This is a genomic window from Fictibacillus sp. S7 (assembly GCF_004127935.1).
Lineage (GTDB): Bacteria > Bacillota > Bacilli > Bacillales > Fictibacillaceae > Fictibacillus_C > Fictibacillus_C enclensis.
The window spans coordinates 4,687,179-4,712,761 of record NZ_QJKL01000001.1 but is presented as its reverse complement, the minus strand read 5'-3'; the positions used below and the strand labels follow the sequence as shown (position 1 = coordinate 4,712,761).

Sequence of the window (25,583 nt, the reverse complement as noted above, 5' to 3'; positions counted from 1 at the left end):
CGGGTGTTTTTGTATGTTGTATACATAAAATGCATAAAATTATAGTTGTTTATCCATTAAAAAGCGTTTTTGATAAAATTTATGGGCAAACTCTGTAACTTCCCTCGACTTCTGGTAGTTCATTCCCGCCCCAAACAGAACTCCAAGAAGCGGAATTCCCTGGACAACCTTCTTTTTCAGCATCGTAATGATCAGACCCTTGATGCCCTGTCTGAGAGGCATGGACAGCCATGAAATATCAGCTACCGACTCATCTCCGACATAAAAAAAGGAGTCAGTTTCTCCGTTGCTGATTTCCTCCATCAGTTCATCCCAGCTTTCATGCTGGTAGCGTTTAGGAAGAGTGGATGCATGGAACACCTTGAGCGACATCATCATTTCATACGGTTTTTGAATGTCATATCCATAATTCATTGCAATGTATTGAATGGAACGAACCTGCAGGGCAATCATTGCCGGAATGTCGATTCCCAATAGCAATAAACCACCGGTTCCCGAAAGTCCTCCCTGGGCAAGCGACAGCATCCGGCTTCTGGCAATCTGTTGTTGGGCAATATATGTAAGCTGGTCAACGGAGCATACTTTTAAATCTTCAATTTCTTCCGCTTCCGGATGAAAGATTCTCGCCTCTGATAACAGCTTTTCCCGAACATCCATTTGATGCCTGGAATTTTGGATCAGCGCATGAACATGGAATAAAGCTGAATCAATACCATTGTTCATCTTTTCAATCAGGGCGGAGTTCAATTGGTTCAGCTGCTGCTTCACCCATCGTTCGTACGTTGCTTCAAAGTCTGACGGCTCATATTCAAAATAACTGGACTCCCATTGAAGAATGGAATTGAATACTTTTTCCTCTCTTGGCGTTAGGCTCACAATTCAACCTCCTGCGATTTCGCATTTGTTATAGTTATTATACAATCTTTTTATCCTTTATAACATAAATCCCCTGCACCCTGCATCTTCGTGCACAGAAAGCCGGACTGATCAGCGCTTCAGACCATTTTTCCGAGGAAAGAATGGAAGGAAAAGGAGAACTGGATCATTACATGGGTGCAGCAACAACGGTCAAGACAGCAGGGGACTGGGCTTTGCTTGAAGTTCCGCAAGCCGAAATTTTGTGGAATGAACAAAAGGATATAACATCGCCAACCTTTAAAAGCAAAATTTGGATCCCAGTCAAAAAGAAGGAACATCCGTAAAAGAAAAAGGACAGCTCCATCTAGGGCTGTCCTTTGGTTTGTCATGTTTATTTGGAAAGTCGTACAGTATCGCGGGCAATCATAACTTCTTCGTTTGTAGGAATCACGATGACTTTTACTGGTGAATGCGGATAGCTGATGAAAGCTTCCCTGCCGCGAATTTTATTTAATGCGGGGTCCCAGTATACTCCCATGAATTCCAGCCCGCGAAGCACTCTTGCGCGAACAGTGTCACTGTTTTCACCAATACCAGCAGTAAAGATGATCGCATCGATTCCGGCCATGCGTGCCGCATAAGAACCGATGTATTTATGAATGCGTGAAGCAAAGACTTCCAGTGCCAGCTCTGCTCTCTCGTTACCTTCATTCGCTTTTTGCTCGATATCGCGAAGATCGGAAGATAAACCAGAAACACCAAGCATACCGCTTTTATTGTTCAGTACGGTCAGTACCTCTTCAGCGGTTTGACCTGTTTTTTGCATAATATACGGAATAAGCGCAGGATCAATGTTTCCTGAACGAGTTCCCATGGCCACACCTGCAAGTGGCGTAAAGCCCATGGAAGTATCAATCGATTTTCCACCTTCAATGGCAGCAATACTTGCTCCGTTTCCTAAATGGCAGGAAAGCAGGCGAAGCTGTTCAATCGGACGGCCAAGCAGTTCAGCTGCACGCTCGGATACATATTTATGGGATGTTCCGTGAAAGCCGTATTTACGGATTCCGTACTTTTCATAATATTCATATGGTAAACTGTACAAATAGGATTGTTCAGGCATGGACTGATGGAATGCTGTATCAAACACAGCAACAGACGGAACATCGGGCAGTACTTCCTTGAATGCACGAATGCCTACCACGTTGGCAGGATTGTGAAGGGGAGCAAGGAAAGAAAGCTCCTCAATTTCTTCAAGAACTTGATCCGTGATAACCGCAGAATCATGAAATTGTTCCCCACCGTGTACAACCCGGTGTCCAATTCCTTCAATTTCATCATATGAGGAAATGATGCTGTGATCTGTCAGTTTGTTGAGCAGCATGTTGACAGCTACTCCGTGATCAGGTATTTCCGTTACTTCTTTTATTTTTTCCCCATTCACTTCAATCGTGAAGATGGAGTCATTTAATCCGATTCGTTCAACCACGCCTTTTGTGAGAACCAGCTCCTCAGGCATTTCAAGCAATTGAAATTTTAAGGAAGAACTCCCGGCATTGATTGCAATAATTTTAGCCATTCTTTTAGCTCCTTAACAGCAATGAAAAAGAAGTACATGTAACCATGAACTTCTTCTCAATATAAATTCAATATATCCTTAACCATTTAACCATCGTTATTCGCTTATTTCAAGTTTGTAAAGGCTTTCCGTGCATATTCGTATTTTTCAGAAATGAATTCGTTTCCATTGCGGATAAATGCCTTTTTTTATGGACGTTTAAGTTCTTCGCTAAACCATTCATTCATTTGGTCCATCACGTTAGCAATGGCCTGCTTTTTGGAAAACGACGGCAGATCCACCAGCAATGCCTGTTTCGGTTTCACTGTATTCTCCCCGTTTTTCTGCAGAAGAAGGATGCTTTTTGCCTGTGATTCCTGTTTAAAAAGACTTAGCGGAAGCTGAATCATCCCAATGATGACAGCCTTTTCTTTAATCATTTTTTGAAGAAGAGGCGCCTGTTCACTGGAAAACAGCCCATTGGGCACAAGAAATACCCCAAATCCCGATTCTTTCAGGTAATGAAGGCTTTGCTCAATGAGCAGATGATGGGCATAAGTGTGTCCCTCATTAGCATGAACGATAAATTCTTTTGCTGCTTCATCATTTGGATAAAAACCGACAGGAAGATCGCAGACCACAAGATCCACGGGTTCCACATAAAGCGGCTTAATGCTGTCTTGATGATAAAACTCCACGTTATGCTTTTGCAGATTGGAAATGATCCATGCCAGACGCAAAAGGGTTTCATCCACCTCTACGCCAAAGCTTTTTATATTGCCTTCCAATTGATTCAAAACCGTTGTCAGCAAATTACCCGCTCCTGCCGCAGGATCCAGCAACGCAAACTCTTTGGCGGAAGGCATCAGCTTTTGGACAAGATAACTGATAAAAATACCAACCGCATCCGGCGTCATGGCATGATGCGGCTGTATGGCTTCCTTCATCCCTTTCAATACAGCCAGCTGAAAAGCTTTACGGATTTCTTCCCGATTCATGGCTTCAAGCTTAACCTTTGCGTATTCCTTTTCTAAAAATACTTTGGTGACTTGCGACACGTCTTCGGGGATTTCTTTATGAAACATATTTTCACCGGTTTCCACAAGGGCATCCAAATAGGTCAGTTCCTCTTCCTGTTTAATTCTTTCTGCCGATTGGTCGATAACCGTAAATAATTTTTCCACATTCGAAAGATTGCTGTTCATTGTCGTTCCTCCTAAATATCCTGCAACCGCACTGTTTATGCGTTTAATCCTATATACAAAAGCTGATCATGGGAGATTATACCGCTAAAAAACTCCGGAATCAGAATCCGGAGTTTCTTGTTTTACTTGGCAGCTTTTGCAGCTTCAATAGCCGCCTCATAATTTGGATGGTTGGTTACTTCATCCACGTATTCAACGTAAGTTACTTTGTCAGAGCTGTCTACAACGAAAACCGCTCTTGCAAGAAGACGAAGCTCTTCAATTGCTACACCGTAAGCTTTACCGAAAGAAAGATCGCGGTGATCGGATAGCGTTTGAACGTTCTCTACTCCAGCTGCTGCGCACCAGCGTTTTTGAGCAAAAGGAAGGTCAACAGAAACCGTGAGAATTTTCACATTGTCCAATTGGGAAGCTTCCTCATTAAAACGGCGGGTCTGCGCATCACAAACTCCTGTGTCAATAGAAGGCACCACTGAAATTAAACGAACAGAACCTTTAGAATCCGCAAGTGTCACTTCTGATAAATCATTGGCCAGCACCGTAAAATCCGGAGCCTGGTCACCTACCTGTACTTGCTTTCCACCCAGCGTAACCGGTTTTTCTTTAAATGTAACTCCCATGAAAACAGCCTCCTCTTATTTAATTATGTACATGTCCCATCATATAGCGAAGAACCAGAATGTGCAAATAAAAAGCTGAAGGGGCCGTATAGAGACGAAAAACACTGGAGGGCTTTGCCATAAACCGCTTTTTGTTTTCTGGCAAAGATCGAAGTGGCCGAGTCTCTGGTCCCTGAAGCTGGATCGATGAAAAGCTGAGGCAGGCGATTACGCCCTTCTGCGACTCGTTTACCCGCCATAGTCACTGATTTACTCGCCAAAACTGAGTATGTTAACCGCAAAGAAAAAAGCTAACTGTAAAAACAGTTAACTCAAAAAGGGTTCTGCTGTTGATTCGGATTGTTGTTCTGTTGCTGTACATTGCGTTGTCTGTTTTTATTGTTCATCATTTGCTGGATTTTCTCCACAACGCTTGGTGCAAGATCAAGCAACCGCTCGTATAAATGAGTGCTGTTGTCTAAATGGATGGTTTTGATGCCATTTGAGCCAACAATCAAGAAAGCAATCGGTGTAATGGATACCCCGCCACCGCTTCCTCCGCCAAATGGCAGCTCTTCTGAATCCAATGGATTTTGCTGGCTGCTTCCATTTTGTTGATCTCCGCCGCCAAATTCACTTCCCCCAGCCGCAAAGCCGAATCCAACCTTAGAAACGGTCAGGATGACGCTTCCATCCGGGGTTTCAACCGGATCACCTATAATGGTATTTACATCGATCATTTGTTTCAGGTTTTCCATCGCGGTTTTCATTAAGCCTTCGATAGGGTGCTCAGACATGTGATGTTCCTCCTGCTACATATTTTTTTGATTTTTTGTTTGCGTTGGAGCTGATGGATCTCCAGTGCTTCAACACTTGTAACATGACGACAATAGCATGCCCGATTTTAAAAGAAATCATACAGGACAGCCGGGTTTGCGTGAGGGTTCCCTGATAAACAGGTACAACTCCAATGGTTGGAATGCCTTTTAACCTTACGATATGAGATAACAAGCCAAGGACGTTTCCCTTTAATGCCCATACCAAACCCGACGCGACTGCAGTAGATGCCGCGTCACCAAGCCCAAACCGGCTGTTCCATTTCACATCCGTAATCGTCACCTTTTTAAAAAAAACCTTAAGAATACGATAAAAGCCTCCAACATGCCGGAGTAAATTTAGATAATTATAATAGCTGTTTAAAAAGGCATGCAGTGTAATGCTTTTTCTCTTCTTTTTTTCCTTGGTCGCGCCTTTTGATTTTTCCTTAAGGTCCAGCTTCTTTTCTGCAAGATTAACCTTGATCTCCGGTAGCTCCAGCGTATAGGAAATCACTTTCCAAAGCGTAATCTTTAACCGAAGAAAATCGTCATCTCCGTGATGGGTGAACAAAAAAGTAATGTGGAGCGTAGACAGTGGTATGGCAATAAATAAGAGCAAAAGCAAAATGAGAATACTATAAACAATCAACACAGGCTATTCTTCCTTTCACAACCATTATGGGCTTGGCGCAAAAAAATAAACCTGCTGTACGGCAAAAGGATTTATAAAACAAGAGTAGAAATGGATAAAGGACACCAGAAACATTCGACAGGAGGACATCACATGACAGACGATCGCAGAAATTTATTTGTTGCGTACAAGCAGGAAGATGAGGTATTAAGAAAGGTAGAGCCCCTCTTGGAGCTTGCTCAAAATTACGGTTTTACCCTTGTGGATGATTATAAAAAAGCCAATATTATTGCGTCAATTGGCGGTGACGGCGCCTTTTTGCAGGCAGTAAGGAAAACCGGATTCAGAGATGACTGCCTGTACGTCGGGGTCAGTACGGGAGAGCTTGGCTTTTATTGTGATTTTCATGTGGATGATCATGAAAAAATGATGACCGCCATGGACAACAACCAAGTGGAAGTCCGTAAATATCCAACACTGGCGGTCACGATGGATCATGATGATTCAACGTTCTATTGTTTGAATGAATGCTCTATCCGCTCTTCCATCATCAAAACACTAGTGATGGATGTGTTCATCGATGATTTATACTTTGAAACCTTCCGGGGGGATGGCATGATCGTCTCGACGCCTACCGGAAGTACGGCATACAACAAGTCCGTAACAGGTGCAGTTGTCGATCCCAAACTGCAGTGTTATCAGGTAAGTGAAATGGCGTCCCTAAACAACAACCTGTATCGGACACTTGGTTCTTCCTTTGTTTTGAGCAACGAACGAAAACTCACCTTTAAAATCGAACAGGACAATAACCAATATCCCATCATCGGCATCGATAACGAAGCATTGAGCATCAGACATTCGGAATCCATCCGTTTCCACTTATCCGACCTTGTAGTAAAAACGGTGAAACTAAAGGACAATTCATTCTGGCATAAAGTGAGACGAAGCTTTTTATAGAAATACAATAAACCGCCTGCAGCGTGGGACTGCAGGCGGTGTTTATTTTAGGTAGCAGCCCTGTATTCGATCGAATTGTTAATAATCGTATAAACCACTCTGGCTTGGCGGATGTCTTCTGGTTCTGATGTCAGGATATCCCGGTCGAGTACGGTAAAGTCCGCTTCAAAGCCAGGGGCAATCTTTCCTCTTTCCTCTTCCTTATTGATTGCATAGGCACTGCCTGCAGTATAGAGTTGAACTGCTTCATAAGGAGTGAGTTTTTCTTCAGGCAGGTAGCCCTCATGCGTCTCCTCCGGTTTTTTCCTTGCAACTGCCGCATAGATTCCTTCTAAGGGGTTGGCTGTTTCAATCGGGGCATCCGATCCGCCTGCGCAATGCAGCCCATTCGACAGAAGCGTTTTCCAGGCCAATGCATAAGGTACCCTCTCCATTCCTAGCCGTTCAATAAGCCATGGAAAATCAGAAGGAACAAAGCTTGGCTGGATGTCGATAATTAAAGAAGGCTGCTTCATCCTTTCAATCAGCTCGGGCCGAACGAGACCCGCATGAATGATCCGGTCCCGCTCTTTTGTGACTGGCGGATATGCACCAATTGCATCAAGTGTGTATTCCAGAGATAGATCACCGATTGTGTGCACAGCCACCGGCATTTGATATTCTCTCGCCTGTTTCACCAGTTCCTTTAAAGCTTGCGGCGAATGAATAGCCACACCGGATGTATCAGGCGCATCATTATATGGCTTGCTAAGAAGTGCAGTTCGTCCCCCAAAGGCTCCGTCACTAAAGATTTTCATCGCTCCGAACTCCAGGTATGGTGAGATGCTTTTATGCAGGCTGGTTGTTTGATAGTCCCCGGCCACACTATGATGAACAAGAAGATGCGCCTTGAATTTCAGTGATCGATCGTTAAGAACGTTCTGAAATACGGAGATCGTTTTATCAAATCCACCGTAATATCCGAGATCCTCGGTATGGCCGCCGGTCAGCCCCATTGAAAGCAAATCCTTTACCGCAGCGGTTAATGCGGTGAACAAATATTCCTTTGTTGCAGGCGGAACCACATCTTTCACAAGATCTGAAGCACTGTCAAGCAGATAACCTGTCGGCTCGCCATTTTCATCGCGTACGATAATTCCGCCCTCCGGATTTTCCGTCTCTTTCGTAATTCCCGCAAGCGCCAGCGCTTTTGAATTGGCCAATGAGGCATGACGGCATACTCTTGACAGCAGCATCGGATGATTGGGAGCCAGCTCATCCAGCTCATGGCGGTGAAAAATTTTTCGGTCGAGAAAGTTGTTTTCATTCCAGCCGTCTCCGAGCAGCCAATTTCCGGGCTTCTCTTTCTCAGCTTCTTTCTTCAGGTACGATCCCATTTCTTCTGCAGATGTAAAATGAGACAGATTCCTGCGGATCAGCTTTTCTCCGTGTCCAATGATATGAAGATGACTATCCACAAATCCGGGAAACATAACCGCTCCTTTCAGGTCTACTTTCTCTTTGATATGACATCCATATTTCTCGGACAGGTCTTGAAGGGAACCGGCATCCCGAATATCCTTTCCTTCAGCAAAGACGGCTTCCACCGTTTCCCCTTCCCTCATCATCGTATAGATTGTTCCATTGAAGTATAATGTTCCCATATTTCACCTCGTATGTACGGATTTCAGCTCTGCTTTTCCCTCATTTAACCATATTTCATACAATTAACGGAATATTTTTTCACTCAAAAGGCAGGCTTTTTGCCTGCCTTTGTCATCAACTGCCACTGTTTTCTTTTAGCCTCAGTTCTATTCTCCTGATTTTTCCGGATGTTGTTTTGGGTAAATCGGATACAAACTCAATACTGCGCGGGTATTTATAAGGAGCAGTGAGTGCTTTTACGTGTTCCTGCAAATCTTTGACAAGTGATTCAGACGCTTCTTGCTGATCATCTTTTAAAACGATATATGCCTTTACAATATGGCCCCTGATCTCATCCGGGCTTGCCACGACCGCGCATTCCTTTACTGCGGGGTGTTTAACCAGTGCATCTTCCACTTCAAACGGTCCGATGGTATAGCCGGAACTGATGATAATATCATCGCTTCGGCCTTCAAACCAGAAATAGCCATCCTCGTCTTTTTTGGCTTTGTCACCTGTTAAATAGTAGTCTCCCCTGAACGCCTTTTTTGTACGTTCAGGATCCTTGTAGTATGTCTTAAACAAAGCTGGAGAACTGTTGTGAACGGCAATATCCCCTACTTCACCAACAGCAGCAGGCTCTCCATTTTCATCTACAATTTCCACACGATTCCCTGGCGTCGGTTTTCCCATCGATCCCGGCCGCAGTTCCATGCCCTCCATCATGCCCACCAACAATGTATTCTCAGTCTGACCGTATCCATCACGGACCGTGACATTGAAGTGACGCTGGAAAATATCAATGACTTCCCGGTTTAGTGGTTCGCCTGCAGACACAGCACTGCGCAGCGAAGGAAGCTTATATTGGTCCAGATGATCAGTTTTCGCCATCAGACGGTATTCAGTCGGTGTACAGCATAAAACGGATATGTCCTGCTCTTCCAGAAGTGCCAAATACTTGTCAGGATCAAATTTTCCATTGTACACGAAACCTGTAGCTCCGCAGCCCAATACGGAAACAAAGGGGCTCCATATCCATTTTTGCCAGCCCGGTCCAGCAGTCGCCCACACTTTATCTTGTTCTTTTATGCCCAGCCAGCCTTTTGCCGCTGTCTGCAAGTGTGCAAAAGCCCATCCATGGGTATGTACCGCTCCCTTGGGAAGTCCAGTCGTTCCTGATGTATAGGATAAAAATGCCATATCATCTTTACTTGTTTTAACTGTTTCAAATGAACCGCTTTCATTTTTTGCTAATTCATCAAGACATTGCCAGCCTTCTTTACTTCCGCCAATGGACAATTTGTATTGTAGCGAAGGTAGTTCGTCAGTAATTTCATCTATGCCGGACAGAAAAGCAGCATCAATAATTACAGCCTTTGCTTCGCTATGTATAATTCGGTAACTCAAATCCTTTGGTCTGAGCATTTCGGAGGATGGAATGACCACAATACCTGCTTTTAAACAGGCCAAATAAACCACATAGGTTTCCACTTTCCGTGGCATTACTATTAATGCTTTGTCTCCCTTTGAAAGCCCTAATTTCGTCAGTGCGTTTGCAAAGCTATTGCAGCATTCAAAAAGCTCGCTGTAGGTCATTTCTTTCTTTTCCCCCAGGTCATTTTGCCAAACAATGGCTTTACGCTCAGGGTTTTGAGCAAATTTCTCCATTTCCTCCGTCACATTGTAAATCGGCGGTGCCTGCAGATCCAATAGATTATCCATTTCTACGTCCTCCTCCATGTAAACCAAGCATATTACCCTCTTTATTATACAATAAATTTAGAATATTTTAAAATTGCATAAAAAGAGTGGGTACGAGCCCACTCTTAAGCCATATATGAAGTTGGTTAGGAATGAATTATTTTTGTTGTCCGCTGAATTGCTGCTGAGACATCGCAACAAGACGCTTTGTAATTTCTCCTCCGACAGACCCGTTGGAGCGGGAAGAACCATCAGCATTTAAATTAACACCCAATTCAGATGCGATTTCAAATTTCATCTGATCGATTGCCTGTTGTACACCAGGTACAAGAAGTTGGTTTGAGTTGTTTGACATGTTGTGTTCACCTCCTGTACTTATAGGTTGTGAAAGAAACAAGCTTTCAATCGTGGTAAATATTAAGTTGAGAACCAAAAAAAATCCTGAAGATGCTAGGCACCATCAGGACAGTTTTAAAATAAGTCTTCAAATTCCGTTCGTTCTTTTTGCTCTTCAAAGGTTACGGTTTCGATGGTATCCACGGCTTCCTGGATCAGCTCATCCAAGTTCTCAAGGGCCTGTTCAAATCGATTGGCTTTTTCGCGCTTTGGTTTTGTTTTGGGTGCCGCCGGAACAAAAATGGTGCAGCAGTCTTCATATGGACGTATGGAAATATCATACGTTCCAATTTTTTGTGAAATATCAATGATTTCCAATTTATCCATTGTAACCACCGGCCGGATAATCGGAAGGTTGGTCACTTCATTGATGGTATGCATGCTGTACATTGTTTGGCTGGCCACCTGGCCCAAGTTTTCACCATTCGCAATAGCCATTGCATTTCGCTCTTCTGCGATCCGCTCGGCGATGCGCAGCATCATCCGCCTCATAATCGTCATGCTGTAGCTTGCCGGGATCTTTTCCTTAATGAGCTGCTGGATTTTTGTGAAATGAACGATATGAAGCTTCAATTTACCACCATATCTTGTCAGCTCCTGCATGAGGTCTTCCGCTTTTTGCCTTGCCCGTTCACTGGTAAAAGGCGGGCTGTGAAAGTGTACCGCTTCAAGACGTACACCACGCTTCATGGTAAGGTAGCCTGCCACCGGGCTATCAATGCCACCAGACAGCATCAATAGCGCTTTACCGCCAACACCGATTGGCAGTCCGCCTGCCCCGGGATAGGTCTCACAGCTGATAAATGTTCCATTGTCTTTGACTTCGACCTTAACATCGATGTCCGGGTGATGGACATCCACCGATACATTTTCGGTATTTTTTAAAATGTGGCCGCCCACTTCTCGATTCAATTCCATGGAACCGACCGGAAAATGTTTGTTGCTCCTGCGTGCAGAAACCTTAAAGGTTTTCGGACCTTGTCCATTTTTTAAAAACGTGGCTAGCGCTGCTTCTTTTATGCTTTCAAGTTCATTTTCTGCCCGGATGGCCAGACTGATAGCATGAATTCCAAACACTTCCTGCAGTTTTGCAATCATTTTTTCATGATCTTCTCCGTTGATTTCTACCAAAATCCGGTCGTATGACTTGAGAACGACTGCATTCGTAAACGGTGACAGCTTTTTGCGAACCGTCTCCCTCAGTTGGCTTTCAAAATGTCTTCTATTCTTCCCTTTTAGCGACAATTCACCAAAACGAATAACAATGTGATTATATTGCATGTTTATTTACCCCATTACTGTCTGCAGCTGAACCACTGCATTTTTTAGTTCCTTAAGGACAATCTCTGCTTCCTCCAGCGTATTTTCATACGACAGACTGATCCGTATGGCCGTGTTCGCCCTCTTTTGTCCCAGCCCCATGGCCATAAGTATTCTGCTCGGCCCCGCTTGCTTTGATGAACAAGCTGAACGGGTGGATACATAAATATTCTTTTGATCAAGTGTGTGGATCAGTACCTCGGGCTTCACTCCATCCACCGAAAAGTTGATAATGTGAGGAGATCCGTCAGCAGGTGTATTGATTGAAATTCCCTGGATGTCCGAAAGACCTTCCAAAATCTGCTCTTTGACACGGTTCATGGTCTCCACACCAGCATCCATTTTGTCAAAAGACATACGGAGCGCCTTGGCGATGGAAACGATGCCTGCCACATTTTCTGTGCCCGCCCGTACGTTGATTTCCTGCTCTCCGCCCGTAAGAAGCGGCGAAAGGCTTACCCCTTCGCGCTTATACAGAATGCCGGTGCCTTTCAGGCCATGGAATTTATGGCCTGACATCGTACATAAATCAATAGCAGCTTCTTTCAGGTTCAAAGGCACCTTGCCAATTCCCTGCACATGATCCACATGGAAGAATACTTTCGGGAATTTCTTTAAAATTTTACCGGCATCCACCACAGGCTGAATCGTGCCGACTTCATTGTTCACATGGATGAGCGAAACTAAAATGGTATCCTCCCTGATGCTGTTCTCCAGCTGTTCCAGTGAAATTTCACCTTTACGGTTTACCGGAAGGCAGGTGACTTCAAAACCCAGGGATTCGAGATAATGAAACGTTTCATAGGATGAAGCATGCTCCACTTCACTCGTGATCAAATGCTTGCCACGTTCCTGATGTTTTAATGCGATTCCTTTGATAGCTGTATTGTTTCCTTCCGTTCCTCCGGAAGTGAAGATAATTTCGTTTGGCTTAACACTCAGCAGCCCAGCTACTGTTTTCCGAGCTTGAAGCATCAGACGTTCTGTTTCTCCGCCTTTGGAATGAATGGAGGATGGATTGGCGAAATACGTTTGAGAAACCGTAACGAACGCATCAAGAACCTCTTTATAGGGTTTGGTTGTTGCACTGTTGTCAAAATAAATCATGATCGAGTCCTCCGCATAACTCACTTATTCTACACATCATTCTATAATACCATAATGAATGAAAAGAAAAAATTGTATTTTTCCGCGCTTTTAGCATTCCATCATCACAAGAAACTAAACCTTCTGCTCTGCTTCCCATGTATACGAAGTTCCGCTTCTTTGGTGAATATAAAAAAACCGGAACCCGTTTTACGGATTCCAGCTTTATCAGATTTTTTGTTTCACGTTAACTTCGAGTTCTTTCAGGATCCCCGGCTGAACACTTTCTATGGCATTGGCTGCCAGATTGAGTGCTTCTTCATATTGAAAGTTGCGGAACGCAATCTCTGCTTCAATGAGCCGGACCGAAACGGAAGAATAAGAACTTCTGTAGCGGTTGCCATATTGAATGACTTTTTCTGCAAGCATGGCTGTTTCAATGATTTCGGCCGTTTCTTTATATCCTTCTTCTACTGCTTCAAGCGCATTTTCAAGCACTTCGGTAATTTCAGCAATTTCGAGCGGTTTATCGTCAAGGCGTTTTGACACCTCAATAATATAGTTTTCAGCCTTTTCGATGGTCATCAGATAGTGATCGGGCAGTCCTGGCAGATTGCTTTTTTGCATCATTCTTCTTGCTTCAAGCAACCGTCTTCTTAGTTCTTTCAGCTTCTCCTTGGTTTCAAGCTCGTCCTTTCGGAGATTCACCAGCTTTTCCTGATATTCCTGATTGGATTTTTTCAGATCCTCCAGCTGAACCGCCATCTCCTCCATCATCTCACGGATGACGGAATAGGAATCCTTTTTTTCCTCAATCGAGTGTTCAATCAAAGCAAAGCGGGTTTGCAACTTGTTAAACATCTTCTCCAGTCGCTTATGCACCTCTACATCTGACTGGTCAAGCTGGTAACTTAGAGAAACCATGTCTGCTTCTGCACGAATCTTTTCCATATCCAGCTGAAGATCGGCCAGAGACTGAAGGATGACTTCCTTCTCTTTAAACACAAACTGCTTGGATATTACTTCATTTTCCAGCAGGTCATACAATTGGTCAATTTCTGTGTTTAATTGATCAATGCCTTTTTGGGTTTCATCAATTTCCAACTCATACACCTTTTCAAGTAACGCGGCGATCCGCTCGTTCATGGAGCTGATTTCTTTATCGATGCCGATATGATTCAGGATATACCCTTGCTCTTCCATATCGGAGAATCCGTCCTTGAGATCTGTCAGACTCGATGGAAGATCGGATAAAAGCAGGACAAGCAATTCTGGCACAGACTCCATTTTCTCGCGGAGATCTTTTAAGCGTTCGATACTGTTTACGAGGATTTTTCGGGCTTCGAGGTGGTTGCCCTGTGAGGTCATTTCGTCAAACTGCGCAAACATTGTATTGACTTCCGAGAACTCAGCTTCAAACAGTGAAGCTGTCTTCCCCAATGAGCGGGAGTGTGTAAGAAAATACTTTTTACCTTCACTGAATTGTTCCTTCGCTTCAATGATGTCTTCTCTGTTCAACTCTTCGCTGGTCACCAGCTCATCTATTTCTGTGGAGATGGCTTTAATTCGTGTTTCCATCCCCTGAAGCTGTGATTCAATTCGTCGAAGGATTCCTTTAGATTTGTTGAACTTGTATTTATCTGCACTTTCTTCCGCATCAAACAAGGCCTCGTCCATATTTGGCAGCTCGACAGTTACCATCTCATCCCAATCATTTCGCCAGGATTCAAACTTTTCTTCCGTTTCGCCTACCATGGTAAGCCCTTTGACCTTTGAAATTTCCTCTGTCAGAGGACGGTTCATGATCTCCATTTTCCAGGATTCCAGCCGGTCAATCTGCTTGTAAATCCGTTTGCGTGAAAAGGAGCCGAAAACAACTAAAGCAATTAAAAGAATTACTGCGGCAATTATGTATGTCATAGGAAGCACCCTTTCTTCCTTTCTGCAAAACTGCAAAATCTATGTAATAATCATGTTACAATGATTTACGTTTTATTGTAATAATGATTTATTCCTGTTTTTACTTCGAGCCGGCATTTTTCTTCCTCTAAAACCACATTTAGTGCTGACTCAATGTTCTAATGATAACATGTAAACCCGAATTTTGACCAAAAAAAAATGAAAAAAATGAATAATTTTTTTCCAGAATTATCAAAGTGGTTTTTTATTTAAAATCAATCAGGAGGTTAAGCATGACAGGAATATATGACGGCCATATTCACACCCCTTATTGTCCCCACGGTTCAGCCGATCCACTGACAGAGTATATCGAAAGGGCGATTCAATTGGGTTACCGCGGCATGACCTTTACTGAGCACGCCCCGCTTCCCGAAGGATTCACGGATCCTGTACCTGATAACGATTCAGCGATGGAAATGTCCAGGCTTCCGGCATACCTTGACGAGCTTACTTCATTAAAAAAATATTACAACAGTGCCCTAACTCTTAATATCGGTCTGGAAGTGGATTATATTGAGGGATGGGAGAACGAAACCAGAACATTCCTGGATGAATTCGGCCCCCGGCTGGACGATGCTGTCCTGTCGGTTCACTTCTTAAAGCAAGCTGACCATTATTATTGCCTCGATTACAGTGAAGAGATGTTTGGAAAAATTGCCGCCGTATTTGGCAGCACAGACCAAGTCCATTTATCGTATTACAGGACATTGGCCCAATCGATCACTTCCGATCTTGGCAAGTACAAACCAAAAAGGATCGGCCACATGACACTAGTAAATAAATTTCAGGCTCTCTATCCGACAGAAACTTCTTTCGACCGTGAAATCCAGGGTATTTTACAACTCGTGAAAACTTACGGTCTAGAACTGGACTATAATGGAGCCGGACTATCAAAGCCTTTCTGCAAGGAACCTTATCCCCCGGATTGGGTGATTGAAGCCGCCGTAGAACAAGAAATCCCTCTCGTATATGGATCAGATGCCCACAGCGTGAAGGGATTGGGGCAAGGTCTCGATTCAATCATCCATACCGGAAGCTTAACCGTTCCACTTTTCCTGAATCGTAGCGAATAATGGATTTTGCACGGCAGAAAGAAGAGAGCCTTTCCTTTGCGGTACACAGACAGACTGTTCCAGCCATTTATGGATAAAACTCATATAAGAAGTAACAAATAACGGGTCATGAGGTGCAGTATAAAACACTTCAGAAATATATAAAGGATGAAGAAAAGGCATAATAATCAGATTGCGCAGCTGCAGGGTCAGAAGCATAACCGGCTGTTTGTGAAACTCTTTTTGTTTCATTCCTTTTTCAAAAATGGAATCATAATAATATTTTTCTTTTGCCAGGTAAGTGGTCATCACTTCGCGAACGAGCGTGGAGTCCAGGGTCATTTCACGATGGACAAACCGGGACAGATGAGGCTGCCGCAGCTGATAGTTCAGGACACTCTCAATCACTTCGAGCAGCCGCTCCTTCTCGGGTTGATCGGCGGAGGTATGGTAGACGACTTCAATTTTACGGATGTATCCCTCATAAAACGAGGAGACCAATTCTTCGAGAAGTCCTTTCTTGCCTCCGAAATGGTAGGAAACAAGAGCAAGGTTCACTCCCGCTTTTTTTGCAATCTGACGGACAGAAGTTCCCTGATACCCCTGACTTGTAAACAGTTCAACCGCCGCTTCGGCAATTTTTATCTTTGTGGCCATCTGATCTTTTGACATATTACAACCACCGCCCTTCTTATACTTCTTTTTTCTTTCATAGCGGTGTTTTTCCCTTTAAGATTCGCTCGACAAATACATCTGTTCGGATGTTTTCTTCTACAATTTTTGATAAGATGGTAAAAGACGGCTAGCACATAAAGGGGGATGTTCATGTTTACAGTCGAAAAATACAGTCAGAATCGCAAAGAGGGATACGAACAGCTGCTTAAACAGGCACGTGCTCTTTTGGAAGATGAAACAAGCATCACGGCCAACCTGGCCAATGCTTCCGCGCTTTTAAACCAGTTCCTTCCCAACATTAACTGGGTTGGATTTTACGAATACGAAGAATTATCGGATCAGCTTGTACTGGGGCCATTTCAAGGTCTTCCTGCTTGTGTAAGGATTCCGATCGGTAAAGGTGTGTGCGGTACAGCAGCGAAAGAGCAAAAGACCCTTGTTGTTGAAGATGTTCACCAATTTCCGGGACACATTGCCTGCGATGCTGCGTCACAATCTGAAATTGTCGTTCCCATCGTAAAGGACGGACAGCTTTTTGGTGTGCTTGATATCGACAGCCCGGAAAAAGGAAGATTTGATCAAACCGATCAAGAGTGGCTTGAAAAGTTTGTGGATGAACTGAATAAACACATTTAAGATTAAACATAAAAAACGGCACCGGATTCTGAACTGCACCCCTTTTGTTAGACACATCTAACAATAGGAGGTGCAGTTTTTTCATGACCAAGTATTCTTTGGAAACTAAATTAGCTGCTGTTCATGCTTATCTTCAGGGGGGAGATTCCTTTAAAGAAACCGCTTATAAACACAGTGTGACTTCATCAATGTTAAAAGAATGGGTGGCCAAGTTTCGAAAACACGGAGAAATGGCTTTTCAAGAATCATATACAAATCATTCTATCGAGTTTAAAATGGACGTACTTCACTATATAAACGAAACGGGAGTATCTATCTCAGAAGCTGCCGCCCATTTCAACGTGGCTTCTCCCAGCACCGTTTGGAATTGGTATCAACTTTTTGAAACGCAAGGGATTGAGGCTCTTCGATCAAAGATAAAGGGGCGTTCATCCATGAAAAAAGATTCAAAAAGAAAGCAGCCATCAGAAGGATCCGTCGAAGCTCTACGAGCTGAAAATGAGAGATTACGTATGGAGAATGCATACTTAAAAAAGTTACAAGCCTTAATTCAAGAAGAGGAAAAATCACAGAACAAGTCAAAGCGGAAGTGATTGATGAGTTAAGGCATGAATATAAAGTCATTGACCTCGTTGAGGTCGCAGGCATTCCACGAAGCACGTATTATTACTGGATGAAACAAAAGAATCGTGCAGATAAATATCATGAAGTGAAAGCTGTTATTCAACAGATTTTTAATGAGCACCAAGGTCGATATGGCTATCGTCGGATCCGATGGGAATTACAAAATCAAGGCTATTCACTTAATCATAAAACTGTCCGTCGCTTAATGAATAAAATGAAGATCAAGTCTCTGGTGAAGGTGAAGAAATATCGCTCCTATCGTGGAAATGTTGGAAAAATCGCTCCAAATGTTATAGCACGTAAATTCCAAGCAGCGAAACCGAATGAAAAGTGGGTAACCGATGTGACGGAAATTCAATTACATGGTGAAAAGCTATATTTATCGCCAGTTCTTGACCTATATAATGGAGAAATCGTTGCCTATCAGATGGAACACCGTCCGGTTTACTCTTTGGTTTCAAAGATGCTGGATAAGGCATTCAAACAATTGAAAGAGAACGATGCCCCCATCCTTCACTCTGATCAGGGATGGCATTATCAAATGAAACGGTACCAGCATGCATTGAAAGAAAAAAATATAACACAAAGCATGTCCCGTAAGGGCAACTGTCTTGATAACGCCGCCATGGAGAGTTTCTTTGGCTTATTGAAAAGTGAATTGCTTTATCTCAAAGAATTTGAAAGTATGGAACACTTTAAAAAAGAATTGGAACAGTATATCGATTACTACAATAAAAAACGGATAAAAGCAAAATTAAAAGGCATGAGCCCGGTTCAATACCGGACTCATGCCGAAGTAGCTGCTTAAAATTTCGTGTCTAACTTTTTGGGTTCAGATCAATTCATTCCGGGCCGTTTTTTTTTAGGATACTACCTGGTCCTCTTTTTTCATGAGCGAATGCAGTGCCTGCTCGAGATCTGCCCAGATGTCCTGCCATGCTTCCAGCCCTACAGACAGGCGGAGCAGATTTTGGGGAATTCCCATGTTCTCCCGTTCGTGCTCCGGGACTCCCGAATGGGTCATGGTGGCCGGATGCTGAATCAATGTTTCTGCATCACCAAGGCTGACGGCGATTTTAATAAGCTGCAGCTCGTTCACGAGCTGCTGTGCTTCTTCTTTTCCTCCCTTAATTCTGAAACTGATCATTCCCCCTGACTTTTTCATTTGCTTACAGGCAATATCATACTGGGGAAAATCCGGATCACCGGGATAAAAAATGCCATCAACATAAGGATGCCGTTTTAACAGGACCGCAATGTGTTCAGCATTATCACAATGGCGGTCCATCCGCACCGGAAGCGTCTTTATTCCTCTCAGAAGCAGCCATGCATCAAATGGAGACATAATGCCGCCTATATCCTTTTGTGCGGCGTGGGCAATCTGTTCCATCACTTCTTGCCTGCCAACAGCCACACCCCCTATCACATCGCCGTGGCCGCATAAATATTTGGTCGCGCTGTGAACAACAAGGTCACAACCTAACTCCAGCGGCTTCTGCAGGTACGGCGAACAAAATGTATTATCGACAATGACTGGAATTCCTTTTTCTTTAGCTATAGTCACAACCATTTCCAGGTCAACCAGCTTCATCGTCGGATTGATCGGGGACTCAATATAAATCAGTGATGTATTTGACAAGATTCCCGCATCGAGCTCTTCTGCGCTTTCCATGGAGAGAAAGGAATGACTGATTCCCAGGCGCTCCTCCATGAATTGAAGGAGTCCGTACGTACAGCCATACACTCCTTCTGAACAAAGAATATGCTCTCCGGTTTTCGCAAGTCCCAGCAAAACAGCAGAAACTGCCGCCATCCCGGAAGCAAACGCCAATGCTTTCTCACCGCCTTCGAGCACCGCCATTCTTTCTTCGAATTGGCGGACCGTCGGATTTTTCAGCCGGGAGTACACGTAGCCCTCCTCCGTACCGGCGAATCTCCGCTCTCCGGTTTCTGCATCAGGAAACACAAAGGTCGAAGTTTGAAAGATGGGCGGGGACAGACTGCCGCTATGCTCCCTGTCATCATATCCAGCATGAATCGCGTTCGTCTCAAAATAATTGGATTTCATCTATGCACCCCTTCTCTATTTGTAAGCGCTTACTATAATAGCTTCTTCTTCAGAAAGGTGAATCCTCCCCTTCCTTACTAATGTATTCATCGGTTCCGGCCAATGTATCCTTTTCTTGAAGACATCCCTTGACTTGGCGCCCCAAAAAACATATACTAGACTTTGTGTAAAATAAAGCGGCACTGTGTTCGTCACTTGCTGTTATTTTGTTACATGCCTCCCTGGCATGGTATATCACGTAGCTTCTACGGCTGCTGAAGTGAAGGTATAGGCCAACAAAATAAACAGGTGGAAAGAAAACAGTCACTGTTCTTGTTTTACAAAAACAAAACACGTGAAGGAGGAGTCATTCATGGCTCGATATACAGGTTCATCATGGAAGATTTCCCGTCGTTTAGGTATTTCCCTAAGCGGAACTGGAAAAGAATTAGCAAAGCGTCCTTACGCTCCAGGACAACATGGTCCTAACCAACGTAAAAAACTTTCTGAATACGGTTTACAACTTCAAGAGAAGCAAAAGCTTCGTCATATGTATGGTGTAAACGAGCGCCAATTCCGCCGCATCTTCAACGACGCTGGCAAAATGGCAGGAATTCATGGTGAAAACTTCATGATCCTTCTTGAGTCTCGTTTGGACAGCATCGTTTACCGTCTTGGCCTTGCTCGCACTCGCCGTGCAGCTCGTCAATTGGTAAACCACGGACACGTTACTGTAAACGGTAAGCGCGTTGATATCCCATCATTCCGCGTTGCAGTTGGTTCAGTAATCGGAATCCGTGAAAAGTCTCAAAACCTAAGCGCGGTTAAAGAAGCAATCGAAGTAAACAACTTCGTTCCTGACTTCTTGACTTTTGACGAAAACAAACTTGAAGGTACATTCACTCGCTTGCCAGAGCGTTCTGAATTGCCAGCTGAAATTTCAGAACAACTTATCGTCGAGTACTACTCTCGTTAAGTTTAAGAAAGCGTTCCGTTTATGCGGGACGCTTTTTTTTACTGTAAACGGGATGTTTCCTCTAGGAGTGGTTGATTTCCGTTCCAGGCTGCTCGCTTTTACCGGTGCTAGCGCCTATGTACCGGCGTAAACACCTGCCTATTTTCGAGGAGTCTCGCACCTTGCACTCCAATCAACTTGCAATGAAGATTTTTTACAAAGATGTTCTGGAAAGCAGCAATCTTTTGAATCACGATTTGTCTTAAAAAAACCGGCTTACCATAATGGTGAGCCGGTTTTCGTCTATTTAGTATCGGATCAGGAAGTACTTCTTCTTACCACGGCGGATGACGACAAATCGATCATCGATTCGCGAGTCTGCTCCAACAACTTTTTCAAGGTCCTGGCAGCGTTCGCCATTAATGGAGATCGCTCCGTTTGTGATATCCTCGCGCGCCTGCCGTTTGGAAGGAGAAATCTTGCTTGCCACAAGCAAATTGATGAGTCCTATGTCCTCTTTAGATTCCATTTCAAAGGATGGAACATCTTTAAATCCTTGTTCAATCTCAGCTCCGGAAAGCTCGGAAAGCTGGCCGCTGAACAAAGCTTGTGAAATTTTGATGGCTTGTTCAAGGGCTGCATCCCCATGAACGAGAGCTGTCAGTTCTTCGGCAAGCGCTTTTTGAGCCGCACGTTTTTCAGGAGCGTTTTGTACCTGCTCCTCAAGTGCCTGGATCTCTTCTTCACTCTTGAACGAGAAGTATTTCAGGAATTTGACGACATCGCGGTCATCCGTGTTGATCCAGAACTGATAGAACTCGTACGGAGTGGTTTTTTCCGGATCCAGCCAGATTGCTCCGCCTTCCGTTTTACCAAACTTGGTTCCATCACTCTTTGTAACAAGCGGAATTGTCAGGCCAAATGCCTTCTCTTCTTCCCCTGCTTTTCGGATCAGTTCAAGCCCTGCAGTAATGTTCCCCCACTGGTCGCTTCCTCCCAGCTGAAGGCGGCAGTCCTTCTGGCGGTATAATTGCAGAAAATCATATGATTGCAGAATCATGTACGTAAACTCGGTAAAAGAAATTCCTGCTTCCAAACGGGATTCTACCGATTCTTTCGCGAGCATATAGTTCAGCGGGAAGTATTTACCCACATCACGAAGGAAGGTAATTACATCCATGTTCCCAATCCAGTCATAGTTATTGGCAATTTCCGCAGGATTGTTCTCAGCTTCGAAATCCAAAAACTTGGAAAGCTGGCCTTTGATGCGCTCGCTCCATTGCTCGACGACACTGGATTCATTCAGTGTGCGCTCCGCTTTTTTTCCGCTCGGATCACCAATCATCCCAGTGGCGCCTCCCACCAATGGAATAGGCTGGTGTCCTGCCTGCTGAAGGCGGCGCATTGTCATAATCACGAGAAGATGGCCGACATGCAAACTGTCCGCTGTCGGGTCAAACCCGCAGTAAAATGCTGTTTTTCCGCTGTTCAGTTTTTCTTCCAGACCTTCTCGGTCGGTCATCTGGTTGATCAGATTCCGGTATTCCAAATCTTGCAAGATTCCCATTAATGTTGCTCCTTTCATTGCATCCAATTAAAAAAGACAAATAAAAAACGCCCCCTGAATAAGGGACGTGATTATCGCGGTACCACCCTTGTTGAAGGAAAAATCCTTCCACTCATATCGGTTAACGGCTTTTCAACCGGTCTTTGCTACTGTATGTTCACAAAGAAAGCTCCAGGGTGTACTTCATAATCCGTCTGTGTACTGGTTTGCAGCGGCCACCAGCTTTCTGAAACAGGGAGACAGTTACTACTCATTCCTATCTTCGCTTCTTACTTATCCAATTAGCATATATTCTTCTTTTTACCATAGCTGAAGGGCGATGTCAATTCCTCTTTCATTGACAAAATTGTACCCTCACTCCCTTCAAACGACAACGAATATGATATAATTAGTCAAATAGGGGGGAATTTACATATGTCTCATCTAGAGGTAATTAAGGAAAAATGGAGGCGCTTCATCGCCTACCTTAATGAGAAGAAAATTATCCAGGCCGCCGATAAAACATACACTTTTACATGGAACTTATTTTTAATCATCGTCGTTTTGATCTTGCTTGGCGGCTGTCTGGCAGCTGGAGCCGGTGCAGGCTTTCTGGCTTCACTTGTAAAAAATGAGCCGGTCAGGGCGGAAGCTACCATGAAAGAAGAGATTTACAACTACTCGACGACGAGTATGATGTACTTTAATGACAAATCAAAACTGGGCAACCTTCGGGCGGATCTGAACCGCGACGAGGTATCGTTAAAAAACATCTCCCCTTTTGTAAAAGATGCTGTCATCTCAACAGAAGATGAATATTTTTACGAGCACGAAGGTGTTGTTCCAAAAGCTATCATACGTGCCGTCATTCAGGAAGTAACAGGATCATCTAACCGCTCGGGAGGAAGTACGCTGACCCAGCAGCTGATCAAGAACCAAATCCTGACCAACGAAGTCTCCTTCGACCGGAAAGCAAAAGAAATTCTGCTGGCTCTCCGTCTGGAACACTTTTTTACGAAAGGGCAAATTCTCGAAGCATACTTGAATATTGTTCCTTTTGGACGGAGTTCATCCGGCCACAACGTCGCGGGCATACAGGCTGCTGCACAAGGGGTTTTTGGTGTGGATGCGAAGGATTTAAGTCTTCCGCAAGCCGCGTTTCTCGCCGGAATGCCGCAGAATCCATTTGTGTATTCTCCGTTTACGAACAGCGGGGATGTGAAAAAGGATATCAGCGCCGGAACGAACCGTATGAAAATCGTGCTCAAGCGGATGCTCACTGCTGAAAAAATTACACCAGACCAATATGAAAAAGCCATAAAGTATGATGTAAAAAAACATTTTACTAAGAAAAAAGAAAATTCCTATGAAAAATATCCGTATTTAAGCATGGAAGTCGAACGGCGTTCAGCGTCCATTTTAGCGGCACAGGCTGCGAAACAAGATGGTAAAAACTATTCCACGCTGAAGCGGAAGGAAAAGGACGAATACCGCCAAAACGCTTATGTACAGCTTCGCCAAAAAGGCTTGAAAATTTATACCACCATCAATAAAAAGATGTATGATGAAATGGAGAAAACGGCAAAGAACAAGTATCTCTTTGGATCTCCTCACACGGTACGCGTCAAAAATGACAAAGGAAAATGGGTGTATGTCCAGCAGCCCCAGGAAGTGGGATCCATTTTAATCGAAAATAAAACGGGAGCGATTCTCAGCTTTGTTGGCGGCCGCGACTATAACCGTGAGCAGTTGAACCATGCGACACAGGCATTACGCCAAAATGGATCAACTATGAAGCCGCTGCTCGCTTACGCACCAGCCATTGAAGAAGGAAAAATGCAGCCGGGCTACATTATTCCGGATACACCTTTGACGATAGGTAAATATAATCCGCACAACTATGATAACCGGTACCATGGTCTTCTTTCGGCCAGAACTGCACTTGCAAAATCCTATAATATCCCAGCACTGAGAAGCTACTTGATGGCTGACCACGCCGATGCGTTCAACCGCCTGGAAAAAATGGGATTCTCTAGTATTGCGGAAGCAGATAAAAGCGCACCGTCAGTTGCCATCGGTGGTCTTACCCACGGGGTAACGGTTGAAGAAAACACAAATGCTTTCGCCACCTTCGCGAATCAAGGGAAGTTCGTGGATGCATACCTGATCAATAAGATCGTAGGAAAAGACGGGAAAGTCGTATATCAGCACAAAATTAAACCGGTCACTGCTTATTCTCCACAGACTTCTTATCTGATCCTTGATATGATGAGAGATGTATTGAAACCGGGCGGAACAGCAGCGAGTATTCCAGGCAGACTGAATTTTTCTGCCGACTGGGCAGGAAAGACAGGAACCACATCTTCAGCGAAGGATTCCTGGTTCGTTGCCACCAACCCTAACGTAACTCTTGGTGTTTGGCATGGCTATGACAAGCCGGATGCCCTTCCGGCAGGACAACAGCATATCAGCCAGACCTTGTGGGCGGCTTTTGCGAATGATGCCTATAAATACGCGCCTTCACTGATTGCTCCTAAAGAGCGGTTCAGCATGCCGTCTGGTATCGTAAGAAAAGAAATATGCGGCATTTCCGGAAAGCTTCCATCTGATCTTTGCCGAAAAGCCGGATTGGTCACAACCGATTTATTTAATGTGAAATATGCGCCTAATTCAAAAGACAACAGTCTGGATACCGGCCTTTATGTCATTGCGAACGGCAAAAAATACAAGGCGTCTGATTCTACACCAAAAGAGTTTACGAAAAATGGTGTAATGGTCGGTGAGGAATTATTTAATGGTGTGGATTTGAAAGAAGCTGCCGGCGTAGATGCCCGAGATCTCCTCCCTGACAAAAGCTTGCCGGAAAACGGCAAAGCGCCTGGTACGGTCAGCGGAATATCCGTTAAAGACGGTAAGCTATCCTGGTCGTCCTCAGGTGAGAGCGATGTGATCGGTTACCGCATCTATCAGGCTTCCGGCACCAGTGGATCCTTTAAGAAGATTGGTAGCGTGACGTCAGACCATACCTCCCTGTCTGCCCCTTCAGGTGTACTCTATGTCACCGCAGTGGACATTGCAGGCAAGGAATCGTCTCCGTCGGAAAAAGTCACCTACGGTACGAAAAAACAGGAATCCACCGATAAAGACAAAAAAAAGGAAGATTCTAAAAGGGAATCCAAAAAAGATACAAAAGAAGAGCCCGAGAAAGAGAAACCAAAGGAAAAGAAACCAACCGAAGAAAAACCGTCCGATAAGCCAAAGAAACCATCTGATGAACAGAATACCGATAAAAAGGAAACAGAAAACCCCTCGAATTGATCGAGGGGTTTTTCATATC

21 protein-coding genes, 1 pseudogene and 1 other annotated feature are annotated in these 25,583 nt (G+C 44.1%); of the genes and pseudogenes, 7 read left to right on the top strand and 15 right to left on the bottom strand.

Going from position 1 to position 25,583, the window contains the following annotated elements; all coding sequences use genetic code 11:
- Positions 1–39 precede the first annotated feature (39 nt).
- Positions 40–876 carry an EcsC family protein gene (locus DMO16_RS23910; protein ID WP_129480260.1) on the bottom strand — a complete coding sequence of 279 codons (837 nt, stop codon included), beginning with the start codon at positions 874–876 and terminating at the stop codon, positions 40–42.
- A gap of 101 nt (positions 877–977) precedes the next feature.
- Between DMO16_RS23910 and DMO16_RS23905 the strand changes: the two are divergent.
- Positions 978–1,202 (top strand): annotated as a pseudogene (locus tag DMO16_RS23905) (AraC family transcriptional regulator); the annotation flags it as partial.
- Positions 1,203–1,249: 47 nt separating this feature from the next.
- Here DMO16_RS23905 and DMO16_RS23900 read toward each other — a convergent pair.
- From DMO16_RS23900 to DMO16_RS23880, 5 genes are all read right to left on the bottom strand, one after another.
- Positions 1,250–2,437 (bottom strand): acetate kinase, encoded by a 1,188-nt coding sequence (locus DMO16_RS23900; protein ID WP_061972489.1) that lies wholly within the window; start codon positions 2,435–2,437, stop codon positions 1,250–1,252.
- A gap of 188 nt (positions 2,438–2,625) precedes the next feature.
- Entirely contained in the window at positions 2,626–3,621 is a 996-nt protein-coding gene (locus DMO16_RS23895) for a class I SAM-dependent methyltransferase (protein ID WP_061972488.1), read from the bottom strand.
- A gap of 122 nt (positions 3,622–3,743) precedes the next feature.
- On the bottom strand, positions 3,744–4,241 hold the full coding sequence (gene tpx / locus DMO16_RS23890; RefSeq protein WP_129480259.1) for a thiol peroxidase: 498 nt from the start codon (positions 4,239–4,241) through the stop codon (positions 3,744–3,746).
- Between the two features lie 311 nt (positions 4,242–4,552).
- Positions 4,553–5,017 carry a GerW family sporulation protein gene (gene ytfJ, locus DMO16_RS23885; protein ID WP_061972486.1) on the bottom strand — a complete coding sequence of 155 codons (465 nt, stop codon included), beginning with the start codon at positions 5,015–5,017 and terminating at the stop codon, positions 4,553–4,555.
- Entirely contained in the window at positions 5,010–5,690 is a 681-nt protein-coding gene (locus DMO16_RS23880) for a DUF2953 domain-containing protein (protein WP_129480258.1), read from the bottom strand. Before DMO16_RS23880 ends, ytfJ begins: the two co-directional genes overlap by 8 nt.
- 132 nt (positions 5,691–5,822) lie before the next feature.
- Here DMO16_RS23880 and DMO16_RS23875 point away from each other — a divergent pair, with 132 nt between their 5' ends.
- The gene (locus DMO16_RS23875; RefSeq protein WP_061972484.1) at positions 5,823–6,626 is read left to right on the top strand and encodes an NAD kinase; all 804 of its coding nucleotides are present in this window, start codon (positions 5,823–5,825) and stop codon (positions 6,624–6,626) included.
- Positions 6,627–6,673: 47 nt separating this feature from the next.
- Here the strand turns inward: DMO16_RS23875 and DMO16_RS23870 are convergent, their stop codons facing one another.
- The 6 genes from DMO16_RS23870 to ezrA form a co-directional block, all read right to left on the bottom strand.
- Positions 6,674–8,269: an amidohydrolase gene (locus DMO16_RS23870; protein ID WP_129480257.1), complete on the bottom strand. Its 1,596-nt coding sequence runs from the start codon at positions 8,267–8,269 to the stop codon at positions 6,674–6,676.
- A 115-nt stretch (positions 8,270–8,384) separates the two neighbouring features.
- Positions 8,385–9,971 carry an acyl-CoA synthetase MbcS gene (mbcS, locus tag DMO16_RS23865; RefSeq protein ID WP_129480256.1) on the bottom strand — a complete coding sequence of 529 codons (1,587 nt, stop codon included), beginning with the start codon at positions 9,969–9,971 and terminating at the stop codon, positions 8,385–8,387.
- Positions 9,972–10,107: 136 nt separating this feature from the next.
- Positions 10,108–10,305, bottom strand: a complete 198-nt coding sequence (locus tag DMO16_RS23860) for an alpha/beta-type small acid-soluble spore protein (RefSeq protein ID WP_061972481.1) — start codon at positions 10,303–10,305, stop codon at positions 10,108–10,110.
- A gap of 116 nt (positions 10,306–10,421) precedes the next feature.
- Positions 10,422–11,627, bottom strand: coding sequence for a tRNA uracil 4-sulfurtransferase ThiI (gene thiI / locus DMO16_RS23855; protein WP_129480255.1), 1,206 nt, complete (start codon positions 11,625–11,627; stop codon positions 10,422–10,424).
- Positions 11,628–11,633: 6 nt separating this feature from the next.
- Positions 11,634–12,773: a cysteine desulfurase family protein gene (locus DMO16_RS23850; RefSeq protein ID WP_129480254.1), complete on the bottom strand. Its 1,140-nt coding sequence runs from the start codon at positions 12,771–12,773 to the stop codon at positions 11,634–11,636.
- A gap of 207 nt (positions 12,774–12,980) precedes the next feature.
- Positions 12,981–14,672 (bottom strand): septation ring formation regulator EzrA, encoded by a 1,692-nt coding sequence (gene ezrA, locus DMO16_RS23845; RefSeq protein WP_061972478.1) that lies wholly within the window; start codon positions 14,670–14,672, stop codon positions 12,981–12,983.
- A 272-nt stretch (positions 14,673–14,944) separates the two neighbouring features.
- Between ezrA and hisJ the strand changes: the two genes are divergently transcribed.
- Positions 14,945–15,784, top strand: a complete 840-nt coding sequence (gene hisJ / locus DMO16_RS23840; RefSeq protein ID WP_206738169.1) for a histidinol-phosphatase HisJ — start codon at positions 14,945–14,947, stop codon at positions 15,782–15,784.
- Here hisJ and refZ read toward each other — a convergent pair.
- On the bottom strand, positions 15,749–16,435 hold the full coding sequence (gene refZ, locus DMO16_RS23835) for a forespore capture DNA-binding protein RefZ (RefSeq protein WP_061972477.1): 687 nt from the start codon (positions 16,433–16,435) through the stop codon (positions 15,749–15,751). The genes hisJ and refZ overlap by 36 nt on opposite strands.
- A gap of 153 nt (positions 16,436–16,588) precedes the next feature.
- Here refZ and DMO16_RS23830 point away from each other — a divergent pair, with 153 nt between their 5' ends.
- Positions 16,589–17,074: a GAF domain-containing protein gene (locus DMO16_RS23830; protein WP_061972476.1), complete on the top strand. Its 486-nt coding sequence runs from the start codon at positions 16,589–16,591 to the stop codon at positions 17,072–17,074.
- An 83-nt stretch (positions 17,075–17,157) separates the two neighbouring features.
- Positions 17,158–18,506 (top strand): IS3 family transposase gene (locus tag DMO16_RS23825; protein ID WP_129474832.1). Its coding sequence is split into 2 segments (ribosomal slippage): positions 17,158–17,617 and positions 17,617–18,506, totalling 1,350 coding nucleotides; the frame shifts between segments, so codons are not numbered across the junction.
- A 54-nt stretch (positions 18,507–18,560) separates the two neighbouring features.
- On the opposite strand, the gene megL is transcribed toward DMO16_RS23825, so the two are convergent.
- A complete protein-coding gene (gene megL / locus DMO16_RS23820; protein ID WP_061972475.1) occupies positions 18,561–19,766 on the bottom strand; it encodes a methionine gamma-lyase in 1,206 nt (401 codons plus the stop codon).
- A gap of 352 nt (positions 19,767–20,118) precedes the next feature.
- Here megL and rpsD point away from each other — a divergent pair, with 352 nt between their 5' ends.
- On the top strand, positions 20,119–20,721 hold the full coding sequence (gene rpsD, locus DMO16_RS23815; RefSeq protein WP_061972474.1) for a 30S ribosomal protein S4: 603 nt from the start codon (positions 20,119–20,121) through the stop codon (positions 20,719–20,721).
- 286 nt (positions 20,722–21,007) lie between these two features.
- On the opposite strand, the gene tyrS is transcribed toward rpsD, so the two are convergent.
- Positions 21,008–22,267, bottom strand: coding sequence for a tyrosine--tRNA ligase (gene tyrS / locus DMO16_RS23810; RefSeq protein ID WP_061972473.1), 1,260 nt, complete (start codon positions 22,265–22,267; stop codon positions 21,008–21,010).
- A 58-nt stretch (positions 22,268–22,325) separates the two neighbouring features.
- Positions 22,326–22,539, bottom strand: a binding site (T-box leader).
- Between the two features lie 142 nt (positions 22,540–22,681).
- Here tyrS and DMO16_RS23805 point away from each other — a divergent pair.
- Positions 22,682–25,564 (top strand): transglycosylase domain-containing protein, encoded by a 2,883-nt coding sequence (locus DMO16_RS23805; RefSeq protein ID WP_129480253.1) that lies wholly within the window; start codon positions 22,682–22,684, stop codon positions 25,562–25,564.
- Positions 25,565–25,583 lie beyond the last annotated feature (19 nt).

Excerpts from the sequence above, each read along its gene's own strand:
- DMO16_RS23900 (WP_061972489.1), bottom strand. The coding sequence starts at position 2,437 with ATGGCTAAAATTATTGCAATCAATGCCGGGAGTTCTTCCTTAAAATTT.
- DMO16_RS23895 (WP_061972488.1), bottom strand. The coding sequence starts at position 3,621 with ATGAACAGCAATCTTTCGAATGTGGAAAAATTATTTACGGTTATCGAC.
- tpx (WP_129480259.1), bottom strand. The coding sequence starts at position 4,241 with ATGGGAGTTACATTTAAAGAAAAACCGGTTACGCTGGGTGGAAAGCAA.
- ytfJ (WP_061972486.1), bottom strand. The coding sequence starts at position 5,017 with ATGTCTGAGCACCCTATCGAAGGCTTAATGAAAACCGCGATGGAAAAC.
- DMO16_RS23875 (WP_061972484.1), top strand. The coding sequence starts at position 5,823 with ATGACAGACGATCGCAGAAATTTATTTGTTGCGTACAAGCAGGAAGAT.
- DMO16_RS23870 (WP_129480257.1), bottom strand. The coding sequence starts at position 8,269 with ATGGGAACATTATACTTCAATGGAACAATCTATACGATGATGAGGGAA.
- mbcS (WP_129480256.1), bottom strand. The coding sequence starts at position 9,971 with ATGGATAATCTATTGGATCTGCAGGCACCGCCGATTTACAATGTGACG.
- DMO16_RS23860 (WP_061972481.1), bottom strand. The coding sequence starts at position 10,305 with ATGTCAAACAACTCAAACCAACTTCTTGTACCTGGTGTACAACAGGCA.
- thiI (WP_129480255.1), bottom strand. The coding sequence starts at position 11,627 with ATGCAATATAATCACATTGTTATTCGTTTTGGTGAATTGTCGCTAAAA.
- DMO16_RS23850 (WP_129480254.1), bottom strand. The coding sequence starts at position 12,773 with ATGATTTATTTTGACAACAGTGCAACAACCAAACCCTATAAAGAGGTT.
- ezrA (WP_061972478.1), bottom strand. The coding sequence starts at position 14,672 with ATGACATACATAATTGCCGCAGTAATTCTTTTAATTGCTTTAGTTGTT.
- hisJ (WP_206738169.1), top strand. The coding sequence starts at position 14,945 with ATGACAGGAATATATGACGGCCATATTCACACCCCTTATTGTCCCCAC.
- refZ (WP_061972477.1), bottom strand. The coding sequence starts at position 16,435 with ATGTCAAAAGATCAGATGGCCACAAAGATAAAAATTGCCGAAGCGGCG.
- DMO16_RS23830 (WP_061972476.1), top strand. The coding sequence starts at position 16,589 with ATGTTTACAGTCGAAAAATACAGTCAGAATCGCAAAGAGGGATACGAA.
- megL (WP_061972475.1), bottom strand. The coding sequence starts at position 19,766 with ATGAAATCCAATTATTTTGAGACGAACGCGATTCATGCTGGATATGAT.
- rpsD (WP_061972474.1), top strand. The coding sequence starts at position 20,119 with ATGGCTCGATATACAGGTTCATCATGGAAGATTTCCCGTCGTTTAGGT.
- tyrS (WP_061972473.1), bottom strand. The coding sequence starts at position 22,267 with ATGGGAATCTTGCAAGATTTGGAATACCGGAATCTGATCAACCAGATG.
- DMO16_RS23805 (WP_129480253.1), top strand. The coding sequence starts at position 22,682 with ATGTCTCATCTAGAGGTAATTAAGGAAAAATGGAGGCGCTTCATCGCC.